Source organism: Azonexus sp. MM2026_4 (assembly GCF_055901855.1).
On record NZ_CM148380.1, the window covers coordinates 2,374,850 to 2,395,908 of the forward strand.

The following is a 21,059-nucleotide window of genomic DNA, read 5'->3' on the forward strand; positions in this document are numbered from 1 at the left end:
CATCAAGCCGCCAGCATCCGCCGCAGGCCGCGCCACAGGCCGCCCATCAGCGGCAGCTTCATGTACAGCTCCTCGCCGGTGTCCCAGTAGTCGCGGTGCTGGCTGACCTTGCCGGCGGCGTCGAACTTGAGGTGGGAGACGCCGCGCATCAGCTGCGTCTCGCCCTTGCCCCATAGCCGGACGCGGTAGCTGAATTCCCAGATCAGCACGGCGCTGGCGGCGTCGACGACGGTTTCGGTGACGACGAAGCGCGGCTCACCGACCTGGGTGAACATGTGGCGGAAGATGCGCTCGATGGCCGGCAGGCCGCGCACCTCGTTGAACGGGTCCTTGAACCAGGCGTCGGCGGCGTAGAACTCGGCAAAGCGGCCGACGGTCTCCGGGGTCAGCGTATGGTAGAAGTCGATCAATGCATCCAGCTTCATGTCAGCCTCCGGTGAAACGACGGATGAGGGGGAAATACCAGCGGTCGGGCAGCAGCGAGAGCAGCTTCAGTATGTAGGTAAAGCGCTTCGGGTAGTGGATTTCGAAAGCGCCGCCGGCCAGCCCGGCCAGCGTCGCCTGCGCCGCCGCCTCCGGCGTGAGCAGCGCCGGCATCGCGAAATCGTTCTGCGCCGTCAGGCGGGTGGCAACGAAGCCCGGGTTGATCGCCCAGACGCCGATGCCGCGCGGCGCCAGGTCGAGGTGCAGGCATTCGGCGAAGTGGATCAGCGCCGCCTTGCCCGGACCGTAAGCGAGCGCCTTGGGCAGACCGCGATAGCCGGCGACGCTGGCGACGAAGGCGATACCACCGCCCGGGCGCAGTTCGGGGAGGACGGCGGCAGTCAGGCGCAGGGCGCCATTGAAATTCACCGCAAGCAGGCGCTCGGCCGTCGCCAGGTCGAAGTTGTCGGCGCCCATCGGCACGTAGTCGCCGGCCAGGTAGACGACCAGGTCAATGCCGCCCCACTCGCGGCGCAGCTCGGCGGTGGCGGCGACCAGGGCAGCGGCGTCGGTGACGTCGCAGGGCAGGCAGCGGGCGCCGGGGATGGCCAGCGCCGCCAGCGCCTCGGCGCGCCGGCCGCTGAGCGCCAGGCGGGCGCCGCGCGCTGCCAGCAGGCGCGCCAGCGCGGCGCCGATGCCGGTCGAGGCGCCGAGCAACCAGACCCGCTTGCCCGGCCAGTCGTCGAGGCGTGGATTGAGTGGCATGGCGCGGCTCAGCGCCTGGTGAAACTGAGGGTGACTTCGCCGAGGTGGAAGCCCCATTTCGACATGCGCGAGCGGTTGAGCATCACCTTGTCGTCGATCAGGAACATCCAGTCGTCGAAGTCGACGTGGTAGACCTTGCCGTCGACCGGCAGCGCCAGCACGTAGCGCCAGCGCAGCGCATTGCCGGCGACTTCGCCGATGGCCTCGCCAACCACGTCGTCGGCGGTGCCGATGTAACGCCCGTCGGGCTGGCGGCGCAAGGTCCACACCCGGCGCGAGGTGCTGCCGTCGGACCAGGTGAAATGCTCGTCGAGAACGCCGGTATCGCCCTGCCAACTGGCGTCGATGGCGACGTGGAAGCGTTTCTGCACCTCGCCGTCGCGCCCCTGGAACATGCCCCAGGCGTCGAGCTTGCCGGAAAAATACTGTTCGAGCACCAGCCGGGGCTGCTCCGCCCGGTAGTGTTCGACGCCGGGCGTGGAACACGCGGCAAAGCCCAGCGACAGGGCTGCGACGGCAAACAGTTTCATGATTCGACCTCCAGTGAATTGCGCCAGCGCCACAGCAGGAACGCGGCCAGCGCCTTGAACAGCAGCGGCAGCAAGGCATAGGCCAGGATCAGGGCGGTCTGCCCCTGCCCGCTGCCGGGCCGGTAATCGAACAGGCCGAGCAGCGGCAGCGTGATGCCTGCAGCCAGCGCCAGGTTGAGCTTGGCAAAGAAGTTCCAGACGCCGAAGCAGGCGCCGGCACGCCCCTGGCGCTCGCCGAGATCGGCTGCCAGCGCCGCCGGCAGCGCCAGATCGGCCCCCAGCGCCAGCCCGGAAGCCAGGCAGACGATGGCGAACAGCGCCACATCGCCCGGCCCGAGCAGGCCGGCGCCGGCAAAAGCCAGCATCGCCACGCCCATCGCCAGCAGCCAGGCCCGTGGTCGCCCGATGCGGGCGGACAGCTTCAGCCACATAGGCAGCGACGCCGCGCCGCTCAGGAAATAGGCGGCGAGCAACGGACCGCTGGCGGCTTCGGCCAGCAGAATGTCGGCGACAAAGAACAGGAAGAGCGTGGCCGGCACTGCCGCGGCGAAGCCGTTGCAGATGAAGACCGCCAGCAGGCGACGAAAGGCGGGATCGCCGAGGACCGCGCGCAGGGCCGGCAGCAAGGCGCTGTTGACGAGCCCCCTCGCCTCGCCTTCGGCGACCCGCAACAGGGTGACGCCACCGGCAAGCACCAGCAGCACCGGCAGCACCCAGGCCAGGCGCGCGATGCCGTCGTTCAGGGCCACCGCCAGCACGGCCGGCAGCGCGGCGGCAACCAGCACGCCGAGCAAGCCGAAGGCTTCGCGCGAGGCGACCAGCCGGGTTCGCTCCGGCGCATCGGCGCCGACTGCCGCCCCCCAGGCCTGATAGGCCACCGTCGCCGCCGAAAAGCCGGCATAGGTGAGCAGCAGGCTGGCCAGCAACCACGGGCCGGCCTGCTCGGCCGGCGGATTGAGCAGGGCGATGAAACCCAGACAGAAGGGCAGCAGGGAAATCGCCACCATGCGCCGGCGCGCCACCCGGTCGGCCAGCCAGCCCAGCCAGGGATCGATGCCGGCGTCGAGCAGGCGCGCCAGCAACAGGATGGCGCCGAGCATGCCCAGGTCGAGGCCGGTGACGGTGGCGTAGAAAGCCGGCACATGCACATACAGCGGCAAGGCGGCAAACGCCAGCGGCAGGGCGAGCAAGCCGTAAGCCAGGGTCGGAAGGCGGCGGCTGGCGGCGGTCATGGCTCAGCTTTCGCCAAGCAGGGCGGCGCGCAAGGCCGGTGCGCTGCTGCGCCGATCGAGCCAGATGGCAAAGAAGGCGCGGGCGAAGGCCGGGTCGCGCACGGCGCCGATCAGCCGCTCATCCTGATAGAAATAGGCGCCCTCGTCGCGCCAGACGCCGAGCAGATGATCGCCAGCGTCAACATCGGGAAAGATCCGCCGCATGGCCTGCCCCCAGGCCGCGAGCCTGGCTTCGTCGGCAACGAAACGGCGCATCTCGTCCACGCTGGCATCGGCGATGGCCTGGCCGGCAAGCCGGCGCCGGTAATCGAGGCGCAGGGCCAGCGGCGGAGCGTCGGGAACGTCGCCGGTCCACAGGCTGGCGTCGTAGACCAGGAAACCGAAGCGCCGGAAACTGCCGCGCCCGCGCGGCCGCAGCCCCTGGATCGGAGAAGCCAGCCCGGCCAGCGGCCAGAGCAGCGCCGCCGAGGCCGCCAGCAGCAGGCTACGCCGGCGCATGAGCGAGCTCGAACTGAACGACATCGATGTTGCCGGCCAGGAAACCGGCCTCGCAGTAGGCCAGGTAGAAACGCCACAGGCGGCGGAAACGCTCGTCGAAACCCTGCTGGCGGATGGCTGGCCAATTCTGCTCGAAGGCCACATGCCATTGCGCCAGAGTCCGCGCGTAGTCGCGGCCGAAGGCGAACTCGTCGCGCACCGCCAGTCCCTGGCGCGCTGCCGCTGCCCGGAAGGCCGAGCGCGACGGCAGCATGCCGCCGGGGAAGATGTATTGCTGGATGAAGTCGGTGCCCTTGCGGTAATCGGCGAACAGCGCGTCGCCGATCGTGATGCTCTGGACCACGGCTTTCCCGCCGGGCTTGAGCGCACCGGCCAGCTTGGCGAAATAGGTCGGCCACCAGCGTTCGCCGACGGCCTCGAACATCTCGATCGAGACGACATGGTCGAAGCGCTCGTTCAGGTCGCGGTAATCCTGCAGCCGCAGATCGGCGCCCGGCACCCTGGCCTGCGCCCACGCCAATTGCGCCGGCGACAGGGTGAGGCCGGTGACGGCCAGCCCAGCGTCCTCGGCCAGGCGGGCAAAGCCGCCCCAGCCGCAGCCGATTTCCAGCACACGCTGGCCCGGCAGCGCCTGCAGCCGGTCGAGGATGCGCCGGTATTTCGCCTGCTGGGCGGCTTCCAGGCTGCCGTCGTCTTCGGCCCGGTAGATCGCCGCCGAATAGCTCATCGTCCGATCCAGCCACAGGCGATAGAAATCATTGCCCAGGTCGTAGTGGGCCAGGATGTTGCGCCGGCTGCCGCGGCGACTGTTGGCGTTGAGCAGATGGCGCAGACGGGCCGCCAGCAGGCGCCCCCAGGAACCGTACACCGCCCGGCTGAGGCTCTGCCGATTGCTGGCGAGCAACGCCAGCACCCCGGTCAGGTCGGCGCTGTCCCACTGGCCGTCGAGGTAGGCTTCGGCCAGGCCGATGTCGCCGCGCGCCAGCACCCGGCCGAACATCGCCTCGTCATGCACCTGCAGGCTGGCCCCGCCGTCGCCGTCGCCGAACAGGGCGTTCGAACCGTCGGGCTGACGAATCTCCAGCAAGCCGCCACGCAGGCCTTCGAGCAGGCCAAAGACGGTCCGGGTGTCGCGCGGCAGCCGGTTGCCGCCGCGCAGGGTTAGGGTTTCGTTCATTTGCCTGTCTCCGGAAGTAGCGGCGGTTTACTGCCCGGCCTGGCGCCGATGAAGGGCACGCCCTTGAGCCACAGCTTCAGCGCCTGCCAGTGAATGCGGAAAATGACCCCGGCAGTGAGCAGCGGCATGCGCAGGAAGGCGCCCAGCAGCTTGCCCGCGCGCCACGCCTGCGGCCGGCCGGAAAGCGAAGTGAGCAGCAGATCGCCGGCGGCATCCGCGTAGTCGATACGGGCCACCTGGGTGCCGTGCTCGAGGCGGAAGCGGAAGCGATAAGTGCCCTCGACCTCGCAGAAGGGCGAGACGTGAAAGACTTTGGCTGCCTGCAGTTCGGCACCATCGACCAGCGCGCGGCCGTGCTCGTGCAGCAGATAGCTGTGGTGCCCGCCGAAGGTGTTGTTCACCTCGGCCAGCACGGCGATCAGCCGGCCCTGGCGATCGCGGCAGAACCAGAAGCTGACCGGGTTGAAGACGTAACCGAAGACGCGCGGGAAGGTCTGCAGGACGATCTCGCCGTCGTCGGCCAAGCCGTGCTCGCGCAGCACGCCGGTAATCCACGGCAGCAGCGGCGAACCGTCGCGCGGGCCGTGATCGCGGCTGCGCAGCGACAGGAGGTTCCAGCGGTCGACCGAGAAGATGCCGCAATCGCAGGCGGCCAGTTCACGCAGCGGCAACTGGACGTAGAACACCGGATAGACGAAGGCGTTGACCACCGGCCGCAAACGCCGGTGCATGACATGGCCGAGGAAGATGTGCGCGGCGCTGCTCATGACGACCTCAGGCGCTCTCCGTTTCGGCCAGCAGTTCGGCAACCCCGCCCTGCCAGGGCGCCCGCACGCCGAGCCCGTTGGCGACGCGCAGCGCCGACTTGAGGCCGTCCTCATGGAAGCCGTAACTGCCCCAGGCACCGGCCAGCCAGATGCCGTTCTCGCCCTGGACGTCGGCGAGGCGCTGCTGGGCGGCAATGGCCGGGGCGTCGAACACCGGGTGGGCGTAATCGAACTCGGCGAGCAGCGTATCCGGCGCCGGTTCGTGCACCGGGTTGAGGGTCACCACCACCGGCGTCGAGAAAGGCAGGGGCTGCAGCTTGTTGATCAGGTAGGAAACGCCGACCGGCTGCTCGCCCGGCGCCCCCGCCCCGGCAAAATAGTTCCACGCCGACCACAGCGAACGCTGACGCGGCAACAGCGCCGGATCGGTATGCAGCACGGCGCGGTTCGGCTGGTAGCGGATCGCCGCCAGCAGCTCGCGCTGCGCATCGCTCGCCGAGTAGCCGAGGATGGCCAGCGACTGGTCGCTATGACAGGCCATCACCACCTGGTCGTAATGATCGCTGCCGCGCGCATGCGTCACCCGCAGCCCTGCCGCTTCACGCGTCACCGCGCTGACCGGGCAGGCGATGCGGACGTCGTCCAGTTGTTCGGCGATCCGCTGCACATAGCTGCGGGCGCCGCCCCTGACGGTGCGCCAGGCCGGCCGGTCGAAGACCTGCAGCAGGCCATGGTTGTTGCAGAAGCGGACGAAGGGGGCGAGCGGCATGGCGCGCATCTGGCCGGTCGGACAGGACCAGATCGCGGCGGCCATCGGCAGCAGATACCAGTCGGCGAATTCGCGCGAGTAGCCGCCGGCCTGCAGGAAATCGTCGAGACTGCGCTCGTCGCCGGGATGCGCCAGCAACCAGGCGGTGCTCTCGCGGTTGAAGCGCAGGATGTCGGAGAGCATGCCCCAGAAGGCCGGGCGCAGCAGATTGCGCTTCTGCCCGAAGACGCTCGCCAGATTGCTCCCCGCCCATTCCAGGTCCGGCGATTGCAGGCTGACCGCGAACGACATCTCGGTTTCCACAGAATCCACGCCCAACAGCGCGAACAGGGCAATCAGGTTGGGATAGGTGCGCTCATTGAAGACCAGAAAGCCGGTATCGACCGGATGGGTCAGGCCATCGACCGTGACATCGACGGTGTTGGTATGCCCGCCGAGATAACTACCGGCCTCGAACAGGGTCACATCGTACTGGCGGGACAGCAGCCAGGCGCTGGCCAGGCCCGAGATGCCGGCGCCGACGACGGCGATGCGCTGACGATTCATCCGCTCCATGATGGCTCCTCAGGCGTTGCTGCCATGCAGTTCGGCGTAGGCGGAGTGGTTGTGGATCGACTCGAAGTTTTCCGAGATCACCTTCCACTCGCGGATGCGCGGCTCCTTCATGAGGCGCAGCGCGATGTCGCGGACCAGGTCCTCGACGAACTTCGGGTTGTCGTAGGCGCGTTCGGTGACCCACTTCTCGTCCGGCCGCTTGAGCAGCCCGAACACCTCGCAGGACGCCTCGTCCTCGGCGATGCGTACCAGCTCCTCGATGCCGAGCATGGCGTTGAGGCGGACCTCGAGGGTGATCAGCGAGCGCTGGTTGTGCGCGCCGTAGTCGGCAATCTTCTTCGAGCACGGACAGAGGCTGGTCACCGGCGCCGTCACCGCCAGGGTCAGCGCCGGGTAACGCCCTTCCTCGCGTTCGACGATGAAGGCGGCGTCGTAGTCGAGCAGGCTTTCGACACCGGAAACCGGCGCCTGCTTGCGAATGAACCAGGGAAAGCGCATCTCGATGCGGCCGCTGCTGGCATCCAGGCGCAGCAGCATTTCCTCGAGCAGGCGGAACATGCCCTCCTGGCTGAGCACGCCGCGCCGCTCTTCGAGCAGTTCGATGAAGCGCGACATGTGCGTGCCCTTGTCCGCGGCGCCCAGGCCGACGGTCATCGCCAGCGTGGCGACGGTGGACTGGCTGTGGCCGTTGGCGGCCAGCAGTTGTATGGGATAGCGCAGCCCCTTGACGCCGACTTTCTGGATCGCCAGCAGGCGGTCGTCGGGCGTGGACTGGACATCGGGCAGGAAGAGCTTTTCGGGGGCGTTCATGGGGTTCTCCGGGGGGGACGGCGGGTTCAGGGGGCGGCGTCGAGGAAGGCCTCGACCTGTTTGAGGAAAGCCGGCTCGTCGGGCCGCGTGCTGCTGCCGAAAGCCAGCACCCGGCGGCTGTCGCGGCTGATCAGGTACTTGTGGAAGTTCCACTGCGGCGGGCTGCCGGTCAGTTGCGCCAGTTGCCGGTAGAAAGGATGGGCGGCGTTCCCGTTGACCGCGGTCTTCGACACCATGGGAAATTCGACGCCATAGGTCGAACGGCAGAAGTCGGCAATCTGCCGGTCGCTGCCCGGCTCCTGCTCGCCGAAATCGTTCGACGGAAAACCCAGCACCACCAGCCCGCGCTCGCGCAGCCGGGCGTAGAGCGCTTCCAGTCCCTCGTACTGCGAGGTGAAGCCGCAGTAGCTGGCGGTATTGACGACCAGGATCACCTTGCCGGTGTACTGGCAGAGCGACAGCGGCCGGCCGTCCTTGAGATCGGCGAAGCGATGTTCGAGCAGCGGCGGACAATCGGCCGCCCGCAGCGTCGCCGGGACCAGCGCGGTGATGGCGAAGAGGATGGCGGCGAGGCAGCGGTGCAGGGTGGACAACATGCTTATCTCCGAATTTGTCCTGGACAAACCAGGGCTTTGTTCGTAAGATAGTCAGCAACAACCCCTTTGTCAACGGTTTGTCTAACATTTGTTCAGGACAAAGAATGAACAACCCAGGTTTCGACATTGCCACCGTCGAGCGCGACACCGGCCTCTCGAAAGACGTGCTACGCGTCTGGGAGCGCCGTTACGGCTTTCCGCTGCCGGAACGCGACGCGCACGGCGAAAGGCGCTACAGCGCCGACCAGGTGGAGCGCCTGCGCCTGATCAAACGCCTGATGGATCAGGGACATCGCCCCGGCAAGCTGGTCGCCGCGCCGCTCGAGACGCTGGCCGGACTGAGCCCGCGCCGCCCGCGCCCGGCGCCGCCAGCCGGCGCCGAAGCAGCCGCCGACGGACTCGACGAACTGCTCGACCTGATCCGCCAGCACGACGCCGCCGGCTACGCGCAGGCCATGCAGCAGCGGCTGGCGCGTCAGGGGCTGCTACGCTTTGTCCAGGACACCGTGGCGCCGCTCACCGGGCGCGTCGGCGAAGAATGGGAAAACGGCCGCATCGAGGTTTTCGAGGAACACCTGTTCACCGAACTGACCAAGCGCCTGCTGCGCCAGAACATCGCCGCCCTGCCGGCCGGCCGGCAGCGGCCGCGGCTGATCCTGACCAGCGTCCCGGAAGAGCAGCACGTCCTCGGCCTGCTGATGGCGGAAACCCTGCTCGCCCTGGAAGGCGCCGAGTGCATCCCGCTCGGCACGCAGATGCCGCTGCTCGAGATCGCCCGCGCCGCCGAGGCGCACCGGGCTGACATCGTCGCCCTGTCGTTCTCGGTGGCCTTCCCCGGCCGCCGCGTGCCGACCCTGCTGCAGCAACTGCGCGAGCTATTGCCGCCAAGCACCGCGCTGTGGGCAGGCGGCGCCGGCATCCAGCGCACCTCGCCGCTACCCGGCGTGACGCTGCTGCACGGCCTGCCTGACGCGCTGCAGGGGCTCGCCGACTGGCAGCGCGAGCACGCCTGAGGACGGCGCGTGTCGCCGGCCGCGCTACAATGCGGCCCATGAACTACGCCCTTCCCGCCTTCGAGGCCAAGATCTGCGCGCCGGAGCATGTGGCCGCGCGCGCCGCCAAACTGCCCCGGCCGCTGGTATTCACCAACGGCTGTTTCGACATCCTGCACCGCGGCCACGTCACCTACCTGGCGCAGGCAGCCGCCCTCGGCGCCAGCCTGGTGGTGGCGCTCAATACCGATGCGTCGGTGAAACGGCTGGGCAAGGGCGACGAACGCCCGGTCAATACGCTGGAAGATCGGCTGGCGGTAATGGCGGCGCTCGACTGCGTCGCCCTCGTCACCTGGTTCGACGAAGACACGCCGCTGCAGCGCATCCTCGACTGCCGCCCGGAAGTGCTGGTCAAGGGCGGCGACTGGCCGGTGGACAGGATCGTCGGTTGCGCCGAAGTACGCGGCTGGGGAGGGACGGTGCATTCCATCCCGTTCATCCACCAGAAATCGACGACGGCCCTGCTCGACACGATCCGTCGTCTGTAGCGCCGCTCAGGCGCCGAGCGCGGTCTTCAGCGAGGCGACTTCCTCTTCCGATTCCTCGACGATGCTGGCCAGGGTGTCGGCGTCGAACAGCGATTCGAGCATCGAGGTATCGACTTCGCCGTCGTACTCCGGATCGCGCCAGCGTGAGGTGCGGTTGGCGATCTTGTTGGCGATGTAGAGGACGTCGGACAGGGTCTTGATTTCCTTGATCTCGCGCGGCGTCTCGTGTTCCTGGACGGCAAGCAGCACCGATTCCGGCGAACCGAGCGCAGAGAGCAGCGCGTGACCGATGCTGTCGTGCCAGCCGGCGAGCAGCGCGTGCAGCTCCGCCTTGTCGGCAACCAGCTCGGGGAAGCCGGCGGCGCGCGACATCAGGTAGAAGACGCCGATGTCGTGCACCAGCCCGGTGAACATCGCTTCGTCGCCGTTGATCTTGGCGATCTTGCGCGCCAGCACGCGGGACAGCGCGGCGACGTGCGCGGTGTGCTCCCAGAGGCGGCGCGAGATCTCCTCGAACGGCTTCATCTGCTTCGAGCACAGCAACTGCTCCATGGCGACGGCGAAGGAGACGGTACGCACCGCCTCCATGCCGACCCGGATGATGCCGTTCTTGACGTCGGCGATCTCGCGCCCGGACGGGTTGAGCGCCACCGAATTGGCCATGCGGATGATCTTGGTGCTCATCAGCGGCTCGGCGCCGACCAGCTTGGCCAGCTGCTCGACGTTCAGGTTCGGGTCCTTGAGCGCGCTGCGAACCTGGAAAGTGATATCAAGAAAGGTCGGGAAGGTGATTTCCTTGCCCGACAGATCCCTGGCGATGTCTTCGAGAATCTTGAAGGTGACGGCCTTACTCATGCGCGCTTGCCCCTGGCAGAAAAATCAGAACGGAATATCGTCGCCCAGATCGTCGAACGAGGGCTTCGGCCGGTTCTTCGGCGGGGCCGGCGCGTAGTCGGTCGGCTCGTCGTAACCACCGCCGCCACCGCCAGCGCCCTGCGCCGCCGGCGCGCCCATGCCCTGGCGCGAGCCGAGCATCTGCATTTCGGTGCATTCGATTTCGGTCGTGTAACGATCCTGGCCGTCCTTGTCCTGCCACTTGCGGGTCTTGATGCGGCCTTCCAGGTACACCTGGGAGCCCTTGCGCAAATACTGGCCGGCGATTTCGGCGAGCTTGCGGTAGAAGACGACGCGGTGCCATTCGGTGATCTCGCGCTTGTCGCCGGAGTTCTTGTCCTTCCAGCTTTCCGTCGTCGCCAGGCGGATGTTGCAGACCGCGTCGCCGCTCGCCGTGTAGCGGGTTTCCGGATCGGCACCCAGGTTGCCGACGAGTATCACCTTGTTGACCGATGCCATCGTAATCGTCTCCTAAACAGTTTGGACCGCCGGCGCCGCGCGCCGCGGGAATTTCATGGTGGCGGCGACCGCCAGCCAGAGCAGGGCGAGCACCGCGCAGGCGGAAAAGACCGCATTATCGCCGAAATGCTGCGCAATGTACCCGCCCAGCGCACCGCCGATGAACAGGCCGACCGCCTGGGTCGTGTTGTACACCCCGAGCGCCGCGCCCTTGGCGGCCGCCGGCGCGGTACGCGAGACCAGCGACGGCAGCGTCGCCTCCAGAATGTTGAAGGCGACGAAGAAGAGCAGCAACCAGACGCCGAGCGCCAGCAGGCTGTCGCTGAACAGGAACAGCCCGCCCTGGACCAGCGCGGTCAGCCCGACCGCCGCCAGGAACACCGGCCGCATCCGGTCCTTGCGTTCGGCGGCGATGATCGCCGGCACCATGAAGGCGAAGGAGGCGACGACCGCCGGCAGGTAGACCTTCCAGTGCTCGGCGGCGGCCAGCCCGCCGCGGTGCAGCAGCGCCTGCGGCAGGACGACGAACATCGCCATCTGGATCATGTGCAGGGTACCGATCCCGAAATTGAGCTTGAGCAAGGCCGGATCGGTCAGCACCTTGCGCAGCGGCAGCTTGACGTGGCCGGCCGGGCGCGGCACCGGCGGCACCGTCTTCAGCAGCAGGCCGATCGCCGCCAGCGCCAGCACCCCGGTCAGCACGAACAGCCCGCTCAGTCCGACCCAGCCGTAGAGCAGCGGCGCGCCGACCAGCGACAGCGCGAAGACCAGCCCGATCGACGAGCCGATCATCGCCATCACCTTGGTCCGGTGCTCCTCGCGCGTCAGGTCGGCGGCGAGCGCAGTGACCGCCGCCGAGATGGCGCCCATGCCCTGCAGCACGCGGCCGGCGATGATCCAGTGGAGGTCGGGCGCCCAGGCGGCGACGAAACTGCCGACGGCGAACATCAGCAGGCCGGCGACGATCACCGGCTTGCGCCCGACGAGGTCGGACGCGATGCCGAAGGGAATCTGGAAGACCGCCTGCGTCAGCCCGTAGGCGCCGAGCGCCAGGCCGACCAGCAGCAGGTTGCCGCCGCCGGGGATGCTCGCCGCGTGCGCGGAAAACACGGGCAGGATCAGGAACAGGCCGAGCATGCGCAGGGCGAAGATCGAAGCCAGCGAAGCGCCGACGCGACGTTCGGCGGGGCTCATGCGGTCGGAAATGGCGGACATGGGGAATTTGTTGCAACGCAGCGAGGGAAACGAGTTTAGCAGGTTTGCCCCAACGCGAACGGCGCCCCTACGCAAGGGCTAGGCCATAGGTTATAGTCGCGCATTGTTGTTGTCATTTTTCGGCCAACGCTTTCACGATCGGGAGGGATCATGAGCAAAAAGAACAGCATCGGCAGACAGGGGATTACCGCCGGACTCGTCATCGCCACACTGGGCGCCGCCGGCTGCGGCAGCACCATGCAGATGTTCGATCCGCCGCCACCGCCGCCGATGGAACAGGACGCCCCGGCGCCGGTCGTAACACCCGCTGCCGCACCCGTCGCCGCTGCCCCCGCTGCAGCTGCCCCGGCGGCGCCCGCTGTCGCGGCAACAGTCGCCCCGCCGGCCGTCACCCCTGCCAGCGCCGCGCCAGTGCCGCCGACAGCCGCGCCGACCCCGGCCGCCGCCCCCGCCGACCGCAGCCTGCAGGCCTTCCTCGATAGCTGGCGCGACGCCTGGGTCGCCCGCGACGTCACCACCTATCTCAAGCACTACCACCCGGAGTTCAAGGGCCAGGCAGCCAGCGCCGAAGAGTGGCGGAGCGCCCGCCAGCGCGTGATCGGCCGTGCCGGGCAGATCGAACTGCAACTGGGGACGCTGGAAATCCGCCGCGAAGGCGACGACCGCGCCTGGCTGACTTTCGACCAGCGCTACAAGACGCAGGCGCACAGCGACGCCGGCATCAAGCAGTTGCAATTGCGCCGGATCGACGGCAAGTGGCTGATCGAGCAGGAAGTGTTCTCGCCGGCCAAACGCTGAGCACCGCGGAAGGCTGTACATTCATACAGCCTTCCGTGCAAGCCGCGCCGCTTTTGCGTATAGTTCCCGCTTCGTCCCAACCCCAGGTAGACCGGCGATGGAAACTCTCCGCATCCGCGGCGCCCGCACCCATAATCTCAAGAACATCAACCTCGACCTGCCGCGCGATCAACTGATCGTGATCACCGGCCTGTCCGGTTCCGGCAAGTCCTCACTGGCTTTCGACACGCTTTACGCCGAAGGGCAGCGCCGCTACGTCGAGTCGCTGTCGGCCTACGCCCGGCAGTTCCTGCAGTTGATGGAAAAGCCCGACGTCGACCTGATCGAGGGCCTCTCGCCGGCGATCTCGATCGAGCAGAAGGCGACCAGCCACAACCCGCGCTCGACCGTCGGCACCGTCACCGAAATCCACGACTACCTGCGCCTGCTCTACGCCCGCGCCGGCACGCCCTACTGCCCGGACCACGACCAGCCGCTGGAAGCGCAGACCGTGTCGCAGATGGTCGACCACGTGCTGGCGCTGCCCGAGGACACCAAGCTGATGATCCTCGCCCCGGTGGTCGCCAACCGCAAGGGCGAGCAGCTCGACCTGTTCACCGAACTGCGCGCCCAGGGTTTTGCGCGCGTGCGCGTCGACGGCACGGTCTATGAAATCGACGCCGTGCCCAAGCTGGCCAAATCGACCAAGCACACCGTCGATGTCGTCGTCGACCGCCTGAAAGTGCGCGAGGACATGCGCCAGCGCCTCGCCGAATCCTTCGAGACCGCGCTGCGCCACGCCGACGGCCGCGCCGTCGCGCTGGAGATGGATTCCGCCAAGGAGCACCTGTTCTCCGCCAAGTTCGCCTGCCCGGTCTGTTCGTACGCGCTGCAGGAGCTGGAGCCGCGCCTCTTCTCCTTCAACAACCCGATGGGCGCCTGCCCGAAGTGCGACGGGCTGGGCGTCATCCAGTTCTTCGACCCCAAGCGCGTCGTCACCAACCCGGCGGCATCGCTCGCCGGCGGCGCCATCCGCGGCTGGGACAAGAAGAACCAGTTCTACTTCCAGATCATCGAATCGCTCGCCGAGCATTACGGCTTCTCGGTCAACACGCCCTGGCAGGAACTGCCCGAGAACATCCGCCAGCTAGTGCTCTACGGCTCGGGCAAGGAAGCGATCAACTTCCGCTACGCCAACGAGAAGGGCACCCGCTTCGACCGCAGCCATACCTTCGAAGGCATCATCCCCAACCTCGAACGGCGCTACCGCGGCAGCGACTCCAACGCCGTGCGCGAAGAGCTGTCGAAATACATCAGCAACTCGACCTGCCCGCACTGCAACGGCACCCGCCTGCGCGTCGAGGCCCGCCACGTGCGCGTCGGCACGCTGACGCTGCACGAAATCAACCGCCTGCCGCTGGGCGAGGCGCGCAACTACTTCAACTGCCTGCAACTGCCCGGCCACAAGGCGCAGATCGCCGACAAGATCTTGAAGGAAATCACCGCCCGCCTGACTTTCCTGATCGACGTCGGCCTCGACTACCTGTGCCTCGAACGCTCGGCGGAAACGCTGTCCGGCGGCGAAGCGCAGCGCATCCGCCTGGCTTCGCAGATCGGCTCCGGGCTGACCGGCGTCATGTACGTGCTCGACGAACCGTCGATCGGCCTCCACCAGCGCGACAACGACCGCCTGCTGCAGACCCTGCGCAACCTGCGCGACATGGGCAACACCGTGCTGGTCGTCGAGCACGACGAAGACGCCATCCGCAGCGCCGACTACGTCATCGACATCGGCCCCGGCGCCGGCGTCCATGGCGGCTCGGTGGTCGCCGAAGGCACGCCGGCCCAGGTCGCCGCCAACCCGGCCTCGCTGACCGGCGCCTACCTGTCCGGCCTGCGCGAAATCGCCGTCCCGCAGAAACGCCGGCCACAAAATCCGGACAAGCAGTTGCAGGTGGTCGGCGCCTACGGCAACAACCTGCGCGACGTCACGCTGGAACTGCCGGTCGGCCTGTTCACCTGCGTCACCGGCGTCTCCGGCTCGGGCAAATCGACGCTGATCAACGACACGCTCTACGCCGCCGCCGCCCGCCATCTTTACGGCTCGACCGCCGAACCGGCGCCGCACCAGGAAATCGTCGGCCTCGACCTGTTCGACAAGGTGATCAACGTCGACCAGTCGCCGATCGGCCGCACGCCGCGCTCCAACCCGGCCACCTACACCGGCCTGCTGACGCCGATCCGCGAGCTGTTCGCCCAGGTGCCGGAAGCGCGGGTGCGCGGCTACGGCCCGGGGCGTTTCAGCTTCAACGTCAAGGGCGGGCGCTGCGAAGCCTGCCAGGGCGACGGCATGATCAAGGTCGAGATGCACTTCCTGCCCGACATCTACGTCCCCTGCGACGTCTGCCACGGCAAGCGCTACAACCGCGAGACGCTGGAAGTGCAATACAAGGGCAAGACCATCCACGACGTGCTCGGCATGACCGTCGAACAGGCGCGCGAATTCTTCGACCCGGTGCCGGTCGTCGCCCGCAAGCTGCAGACGCTGGTCGATGTCGGCCTCTCCTACATCACCCTCGGCCAGGCGGCGACCACGCTGTCCGGCGGCGAGGCGCAACGGGTCAAGCTGGCGCTCGAACTCTCGAAGCGCGACACCGGCCGCACCTTGTACATCCTCGACGAGCCGACCACCGGCCTGCACTTCGCCGACATCGAGCTGCTCCTGAAAGTGCTGCACCGGCTGGCCGACCACGGCAACACCATCGTCGTCATCGAACACAACCTCGACGTGATCAAGACCGCCGACTGGATCGTCGACCTCGGCCCCGAAGGCGGCGGTGGCGGCGGCCGCATCCTGGTCGCCGGCCCGCCGGAAGATGTGGTCAAATGCCGGGCCAGCCACACCGGGCGCTTCCTGAAACCCCTACTGAACAAGAAATAATGAGCGACTACAAGGAATTCAAAGGCAAGCAGGGCCTCGTCCGCCTGTTCAACGCCCTCGGCTACTCGCGCGACGGCCTCGCCGCCGCCTGGAAGAACGAAGCCGCCTTCCGCGAGGAAACCCTGCTCGCCATCGTCGCCATCCCGCTCGCCATTTTTCTCGGCCAGACCGGCGTCGACCGGGCGCTGCTGATCGGCAGCATCCTGCTCATCCTGATCGTCGAAATCCTCAACTCCGGCCTCGAAGCCATCGTCGACAAGGCCTCGCCGGAAAAGCACGAACTCGCCAAGCAAGCCAAGGACATGGGCAGCGCCGCCGTGCTGCTGTCGCTGATCAACGCCGCCGTGGTCTGGGCCTGCGTGCTGTGGCCGGCGGGATGATCCGGCAAGGGTCATAACGGGAGTCTCCCCCTGCCAACGGAGGTTGCCGCATGGAGCGGATCAAGCTGAGCCAGGCCTTCACCCTGATCGAACCGGGACCGGTCGTCCTGGTAACGACGCAGGACGGCGGGAAACCCAACATCATGACCATCTCCTGGACCATGGTCATCGACTTCAGCCCGCGCTTCGCCATCACCACCGGCGAATGGAACCACTCCTACGCCGCACTGCGCAAAACCGGCGAATGCGTGATCGCCATCCCGACCGTCGATCTCCTCGACCAGGTGGTCGGCATCGGCACCAGCTCCGGCGCCGACACCGACAAGTTCGCCCGCTTCGGGCTGACCCCGGCAGCGGCCAGCCAGGTCGCCCCACCGCTGATCCGCGAATGTCTGGCCAACATCGAATGCAAGGTCATCGACATCGTCGAACAACACAGCATCGTCATCCTGGAAGGGCTCGTCGCCCACCTCGACGGCGCACGCCGGGAACGCCGCACTCTGCACGCGGTAGGCGACGGCAGCTTCATCGTCGACGGCCAGCGACTGGAGCGAAAAACGCAGATGGCCGCAAAATTGCCGCCAGGCCTTTGATCCGCTCGCCGGCTGCGCTAACATCCCGGTTTTCATGCCAATGTCAAACCAAGGAGAGCAAGCGTGGCGCATGTCCTGGAGAACCCCGAGCTGTATCGCAACAGAAGTTTCCCGAACGCAAGCGGCAACACCGAATGCGTCGAGTTCATCCAGCAGACCCTCGCTGCGCCACCGACCCCGCAATGGCGACAGGGCATGGTCATCCGCAAACTGACGCCGGGCACCAGCGACCCGATCCGCAAGGGCACCGCCATTGCCACCTTCGTCGGCGGCGCCTACCCGCAGCAAGGCAACACCGGCAAGCATGCCGCGATCTACCTCGGCCAGGACGCCGATGGCATTCAGGTTCTCGATCAATGGCGGGCGCAAGGCCGGGTGCAACCGCGCACCATTCCCTGGAAGCCGCGCCGGCCGGGACTCAGCAACGATGGCAACGCATACTCGGTGATCGAATGGTAAAGCCCGCCCTGCCCCACCTCGCCCTCGCCGCGCTGCTTGCCGCCAGCGGCTGCAGCGCGCTGGCGGAACCCGTCGCCTGCCCGCCCAGCATCACGGTCAGCGAAACCCTGACCGGCGCCGCCCCGGAACCCTGGACCGCCCGCTACGACAACACCAGCCGCAACCTCGCCGGGGTCGGCTTTTTCGACGGCCACCCCGACGAGCAAAGAAGCCTCGCCCCGACCACCGACTCCACCGGCCGCAACCCCGTCGCCACCTGGAAATTCGGCAGCAACCCGGTTCCCGTCTGGCTGAGCTGCCGCTATTTGGACAGCGCCGTCACCCTGGCGCGACCGCTGCCGGCCTACCGGGAATGCCGGGTCAGCCAGGGCCCGGGCGGCATCATCCGCGGCATCGACTGCCGCTGACAGGCTAGCGGAAAGATGCAGTGATGGTTGACGACCTTGTCACTCTCGCTGTCGCCGCCACGATCGATGTAGAAACGGCCCGGGCAGCGAGAAAACACCGCTGCTTGCGCCTGCTGCGGGCGCTGCTCGGGCTGTTTTTCCTGGCGGCGGTGATCGCCGGCATTTACGTCACCTTCCGTTATTCGTGACGCGGGTTAGCGGCGGGCAGGAAACTCATCCGCCACGCTTGCGCGTAGTATCCGTTGCTGAGGCATTTCGTCGCACAGGATCTCCGACCGATCATGCAGACCATCGACATCTTCCCCTGGAACGAGCAATTCAATACCGGCATTGCCGAAATCGACCAGCAACACCACAAGCTGGTCGATCTGCTCAATCTCCTTGCCAGCCATGTCGCCTATCGCAGCGGCCCCAGCCGACTGAACTCGCTGCTCGACGAACTGGCGGACTACGCGGATCACCATTTCCGCACCGAGGAAAACATCTGGCACGCCAGCTTCGGCGATGATCCGGACGCCATCGAACACCGCGCTATCCACGCCCGCTTCGTCGCCACCGTCGGGCAACTGAAGGCCGACCTGAGGCAGAAGCCGGCCGGCGACGTCGAGCGCGAAGCCCTCTCCTTTCTCGCCCGCTGGCTGGCCTCGCACATCCTGGAAACCGACAAGCAGGCCGCCTTTGCGGTACTGGCCATGCGCTCCGGCCTCGACGCCCCAGCCGCCCGGCAACAGGCCAGGCAGGAAATGGCGGGGGCGACACGCGCCCTGCTCGATCTCACCCTCTCGATCTATGGCTCGCTGACCGACAACGCGCTCAAGCTGATGCGCGAAATCGCCGATCACGGCCAGGCCTCGGCAGCCCTGCGCGCCAGCGAGCAGCGCTATCGCTCGCTGTACGAGAGCATGACCGAAGGACTGGCTCTGCATCGCATCATCCGCGATGCCGCGGGGCAGCCGGTCGATTATCAGATCATCGAGGTCAATCCTGCCTTCGAGAACCACACAGGCCTGCGCGCGGCAGATGTCGTTGGCAGGACGGCCACCGAGGTTTACGGCGAGGTGCCCTATCTGGACTGTTATGCCGAGGTTGCCAGCACCGGGCAGACGATCCAGTTCGAAACCCGCTACGCCCCGCTCGACCGGACGTTTGCGGTCTCGGTGGTCGCCCCCGCGCCGGATGAGTTCGCCACCATCTTTCACAACATCAGCGAACACGTTCGTCTGGAAGACGCCTTGCGCCAGGCATCGGCACGCTTCCAGGCGATCATCGAAGCATCGCCGATCCCGATGGCGCTCAACGACAAGGCATTCAGCATCACCTACCTGAACGCCGCCTTCATCGACACCTTCGGCTACACCTTGGCCGATATCCCCACGCTGGCCGACTGGTGGCCACGCGCTTACCCCGACCCGGCCTACCGGGCACAGGTCATCGCCGACTGGGAAGCGCACATGACGCAGGTGAATGGTCAGACAAGTTTGGGAATGCCCCGCGAGGTGCGCATCACCACCAAGTCGGGCGAGGTCCGCACCGTGCTGGCGGGCGCCGCGTCACTGCCGGAAGGGCTCGATGCGGTGCACCTGGTCACGCTCCTCGACGTCACCGAAGCCAAGGCGCAGGAGCGCGCCCTGCGGGCCAGCGAAAAACAGCTGCGCTTCGTGCTCGAGGGATCCGAGCTCGGCTTCTGGGACTGGCACATCAGCAGCGGCAGAGTCGACCGGAATGCCCGCTGGGCCGAGATGCTGGGCTACGCGCACGAGGAAATCAGGAATACCACCCTGCAGTGGTCGGATTTCATTCACCCCGATGATCGCGCGCCGGCCTGGGATTCGATCAACGCCGTCATCGAAGGGCAGGCCGACAGCCACTGCCTGGAGTACCGGATGTTCTGCAAGGACGGCAGCATCCGCTGGATTCTCGACCAGGCCAGGGTGATGGAGCGCGACGCCAACGGCAAACCGCTGCGCATGTGCGGGACGCATACCGACGTCACCGAGCGCAAGCAGGCCGATGAAGAACTGCGCAAACATCGCCAGAACCTCGAACTGCTGGTCGAGGAACGCACCCGCGAACTGGCCGAGGCCAAGCTCGCCGCGGAATCGGCAAACATTGCGAAGAGCGCCTTCCTCGCCAACATGTCGCACGAAATCCGCACCCCGCTCAACGCCATCACCGGCATGGCGCACCTCCTCCGCCGCAGCGGCGTCAACGCCGAGCAGTCGGAAAGGCTGGACAAGATCGAAAACGCCGGCAGACACCTGCTGGGCATCATCAACGACGTCCTCGACCTGTCCAAGATCGAGGCCGGCAAGTTCACCCTCGACGACGCCCCGCTGCACATCGAAGCGCTGCTCGCCGACATCGTTGCCATGCTCACCTCGAAGGTGAACGACAAGGGCCTGACGCTGCACATCGAGACCGCCGGCCTGCCTCGCCACCTGCGCGGCGACGCCACGCGGCTCAAGCAGGCGCTGCTCAACTACGCCGGCAACGCCCTGAAATTCACGGAACAGGGGCAGATCACCTTGCGCGTCAGGCGGGAAGCCGAAACCGAGCGCAGCGTCTGCCTGCGTTTCGAAGTCGAGGACACGGGAAGCGGCATCGCGCCCGAAGCCTTGCCCAAACTGTTCAACGCCTTCGAACAGGCCGACAACTCGCTGACCCGCAAGTACGGCGGCACCGGCCTCGGCCTGGCGATCACCCGGAAGATCGCCGAAGCCATGGGCGGCCAGGCCGGCGTCAACAGCAGGCCGGGCCACGGCAGCACCTTCTTCTTCACCGCCACCCTGAACAAGGACATCTTCCCCGCCTACGCCAGCGACGAGGCAACGCTCGCCGAAACCGAACGGAAAATCCGGCGCAAGCACGCCGGCAAGCGCGTTCTGCTCGCCGAGGACGAGCCGGTGAACCGGGAAATCGCCCAGGTGTTGCTGGAAGACCTGGGGCTGCGCGTCGATCTCGCGGAAGATGGGCAGCAAGCCGTGGCGCTGGCCGCCTCCGGCAGCTACGACCTGGTGCTGATGGACATGCAGATGCCGGTCATGGACGGCCTGATGGCCACCCGGCAGATCAGGCAACTCGCCGGCCGGGCGCAGCTGCCCATCCTCGCCATGACGGCAAACGCCTTCGCCGATGACAAGGCGCAATGTTTCGCGGCGAGCATGAACGATTTCATCAGCAAGCCGGTCACCCCGGCCGTGCTCTACACGATCCTGCTGCGCTGGCTGGACAGGAACGGCGTCGACGGCGCTTCGCCGAACGGCTGACGCGCG

23 protein-coding genes are annotated in these 21,059 nt (G+C 67.1%); 10 read left to right on the top strand and 13 right to left on the bottom strand.

Annotated elements, in window-relative coordinates; translation table 11 throughout:
- Positions 1-2: 2 nt before the first annotated feature.
- The 10 genes from AC0KWY_RS11195 to AC0KWY_RS11240 are packed head-to-tail and all read right to left on the bottom strand — an operon-like array spanning position 3 to position 8,122.
- A complete protein-coding gene (locus AC0KWY_RS11195) occupies positions 3-425 on the bottom strand; it encodes a nuclear transport factor 2 family protein (protein WP_474025575.1) in 423 nt (140 codons plus the stop codon).
- Position 426: 1 nt separating this feature from the next.
- Positions 427-1,188 carry an SDR family NAD(P)-dependent oxidoreductase gene (locus AC0KWY_RS11200; RefSeq protein WP_474025576.1) on the bottom strand — a complete coding sequence of 254 codons (762 nt, stop codon included), beginning with the start codon at positions 1,186-1,188 and terminating at the stop codon, positions 427-429.
- A gap of 8 nt (positions 1,189-1,196) precedes the next feature.
- The gene (locus tag AC0KWY_RS11205) at positions 1,197-1,718 is read right to left on the bottom strand and encodes a DUF3833 domain-containing protein (RefSeq protein WP_474025577.1); all 522 of its coding nucleotides are present in this window, start codon (positions 1,716-1,718) and stop codon (positions 1,197-1,199) included.
- Complete coding sequence (locus AC0KWY_RS11210; protein WP_474025578.1) at positions 1,715-2,950, bottom strand: MFS transporter; 1,236 nt, start codon at positions 2,948-2,950, stop codon at positions 1,715-1,717. The genes AC0KWY_RS11205 and AC0KWY_RS11210 overlap by 4 nt, the downstream gene beginning before the upstream one ends.
- 3 nt (positions 2,951-2,953) lie before the next feature.
- A complete protein-coding gene (locus AC0KWY_RS11215; RefSeq protein WP_474025579.1) occupies positions 2,954-3,448 on the bottom strand; it encodes a chalcone isomerase family protein in 495 nt (164 codons plus the stop codon).
- Positions 3,435-4,625, bottom strand: a complete 1,191-nt coding sequence (locus AC0KWY_RS11220) for a class I SAM-dependent methyltransferase (protein ID WP_474025580.1) — start codon at positions 4,623-4,625, stop codon at positions 3,435-3,437. The genes AC0KWY_RS11215 and AC0KWY_RS11220 overlap by 14 nt, the downstream gene beginning before the upstream one ends.
- Positions 4,622-5,392 carry a DUF1365 domain-containing protein gene (locus tag AC0KWY_RS11225; protein ID WP_474025581.1) on the bottom strand — a complete coding sequence of 257 codons (771 nt, stop codon included), beginning with the start codon at positions 5,390-5,392 and terminating at the stop codon, positions 4,622-4,624. Before AC0KWY_RS11225 ends, AC0KWY_RS11220 begins: the two co-directional genes overlap by 4 nt.
- Before the next feature lie 7 nt (positions 5,393-5,399).
- Positions 5,400-6,716 carry an NAD(P)/FAD-dependent oxidoreductase gene (locus AC0KWY_RS11230; protein WP_474025582.1) on the bottom strand — a complete coding sequence of 439 codons (1,317 nt, stop codon included), beginning with the start codon at positions 6,714-6,716 and terminating at the stop codon, positions 5,400-5,402.
- 9 nt (positions 6,717-6,725) lie between these two features.
- Positions 6,726-7,526: a GTP cyclohydrolase FolE2 gene (gene folE2 / locus AC0KWY_RS11235; RefSeq protein ID WP_474025583.1), complete on the bottom strand. Its 801-nt coding sequence runs from the start codon at positions 7,524-7,526 to the stop codon at positions 6,726-6,728.
- 26 nt (positions 7,527-7,552) lie between these two features.
- The gene (locus AC0KWY_RS11240; RefSeq protein WP_474025584.1) at positions 7,553-8,122 is read right to left on the bottom strand and encodes a glutathione peroxidase; all 570 of its coding nucleotides are present in this window, start codon (positions 8,120-8,122) and stop codon (positions 7,553-7,555) included.
- A 104-nt stretch (positions 8,123-8,226) separates the two neighbouring features.
- Between AC0KWY_RS11240 and AC0KWY_RS11245 the strand changes: the two genes are divergently transcribed.
- Both AC0KWY_RS11245 and AC0KWY_RS11250 read left to right on the top strand, forming a co-directional pair.
- Positions 8,227-9,135 carry a MerR family transcriptional regulator gene (locus tag AC0KWY_RS11245; protein ID WP_474025585.1) on the top strand — a complete coding sequence of 303 codons (909 nt, stop codon included), beginning with the start codon at positions 8,227-8,229 and terminating at the stop codon, positions 9,133-9,135.
- Positions 9,136-9,173: 38 nt separating this feature from the next.
- Entirely contained in the window at positions 9,174-9,662 is a 489-nt protein-coding gene (locus AC0KWY_RS11250) for an adenylyltransferase/cytidyltransferase family protein (protein ID WP_474025586.1), read from the top strand.
- A gap of 6 nt (positions 9,663-9,668) precedes the next feature.
- Here AC0KWY_RS11250 and AC0KWY_RS11255 read toward each other — a convergent pair whose 3' ends face one another.
- Genes AC0KWY_RS11255 through AC0KWY_RS11265 form a run of 3 tightly spaced genes read right to left on the bottom strand, consistent with a single transcriptional unit; the run spans position 9,669 to position 12,230 of the window.
- On the bottom strand, positions 9,669-10,517 hold the full coding sequence (locus AC0KWY_RS11255; protein ID WP_474025587.1) for an HDOD domain-containing protein: 849 nt from the start codon (positions 10,515-10,517) through the stop codon (positions 9,669-9,671).
- 24 nt (positions 10,518-10,541) lie between these two features.
- Positions 10,542-11,015 carry a single-stranded DNA-binding protein gene (ssb, locus tag AC0KWY_RS11260; RefSeq protein WP_474025588.1) on the bottom strand — a complete coding sequence of 158 codons (474 nt, stop codon included), beginning with the start codon at positions 11,013-11,015 and terminating at the stop codon, positions 10,542-10,544.
- Between the two features lie 12 nt (positions 11,016-11,027).
- Positions 11,028-12,230, bottom strand: coding sequence for an MFS transporter (locus AC0KWY_RS11265; protein ID WP_474025589.1), 1,203 nt, complete (start codon positions 12,228-12,230; stop codon positions 11,028-11,030).
- 150 nt (positions 12,231-12,380) lie between these two features.
- Here AC0KWY_RS11265 and AC0KWY_RS11270 point away from each other — a divergent pair, with 150 nt between their 5' ends.
- The 8 genes from AC0KWY_RS11270 to AC0KWY_RS11305 all read left to right on the top strand — a co-directional run bounded on the left by AC0KWY_RS11270 (position 12,381) and on the right by AC0KWY_RS11305 (position 21,053).
- Entirely contained in the window at positions 12,381-13,028 is a 648-nt protein-coding gene (locus tag AC0KWY_RS11270; protein WP_474025590.1) for a L,D-transpeptidase Cds6 family protein, read from the top strand.
- A 97-nt stretch (positions 13,029-13,125) separates the two neighbouring features.
- Positions 13,126-15,948: an excinuclease ABC subunit UvrA gene (uvrA, locus tag AC0KWY_RS11275; RefSeq protein WP_474025591.1), complete on the top strand. Its 2,823-nt coding sequence runs from the start codon at positions 13,126-13,128 to the stop codon at positions 15,946-15,948.
- The gene (locus AC0KWY_RS11280; protein WP_474025592.1) at positions 15,948-16,328 is read left to right on the top strand and encodes a diacylglycerol kinase; all 381 of its coding nucleotides are present in this window, start codon (positions 15,948-15,950) and stop codon (positions 16,326-16,328) included. Before uvrA ends, AC0KWY_RS11280 begins: the two co-directional genes overlap by 1 nt.
- Before the next feature lie 50 nt (positions 16,329-16,378).
- Complete coding sequence (locus AC0KWY_RS11285) at positions 16,379-16,921, top strand: flavin reductase family protein (protein ID WP_474025593.1); 543 nt, start codon at positions 16,379-16,381, stop codon at positions 16,919-16,921.
- 63 nt (positions 16,922-16,984) lie between these two features.
- Entirely contained in the window at positions 16,985-17,380 is a 396-nt protein-coding gene (locus tag AC0KWY_RS11290) for a BPSL0067 family protein (RefSeq protein ID WP_474025594.1), read from the top strand.
- On the top strand, positions 17,374-17,787 hold the full coding sequence (locus AC0KWY_RS11295; RefSeq protein ID WP_474025595.1) for an STY0301 family protein: 414 nt from the start codon (positions 17,374-17,376) through the stop codon (positions 17,785-17,787). The genes AC0KWY_RS11290 and AC0KWY_RS11295 overlap by 7 nt, the downstream gene beginning before the upstream one ends.
- 23 nt (positions 17,788-17,810) lie before the next feature.
- On the top strand, positions 17,811-17,975 hold the full coding sequence (locus tag AC0KWY_RS11300) for a hypothetical protein (protein ID WP_474025596.1): 165 nt from the start codon (positions 17,811-17,813) through the stop codon (positions 17,973-17,975).
- Between the two features lie 93 nt (positions 17,976-18,068).
- The gene (locus tag AC0KWY_RS11305) at positions 18,069-21,053 is read left to right on the top strand and encodes a bacteriohemerythrin (protein WP_474025597.1); all 2,985 of its coding nucleotides are present in this window, start codon (positions 18,069-18,071) and stop codon (positions 21,051-21,053) included.
- Positions 21,054-21,059: the final 6 nt, after the last annotated feature.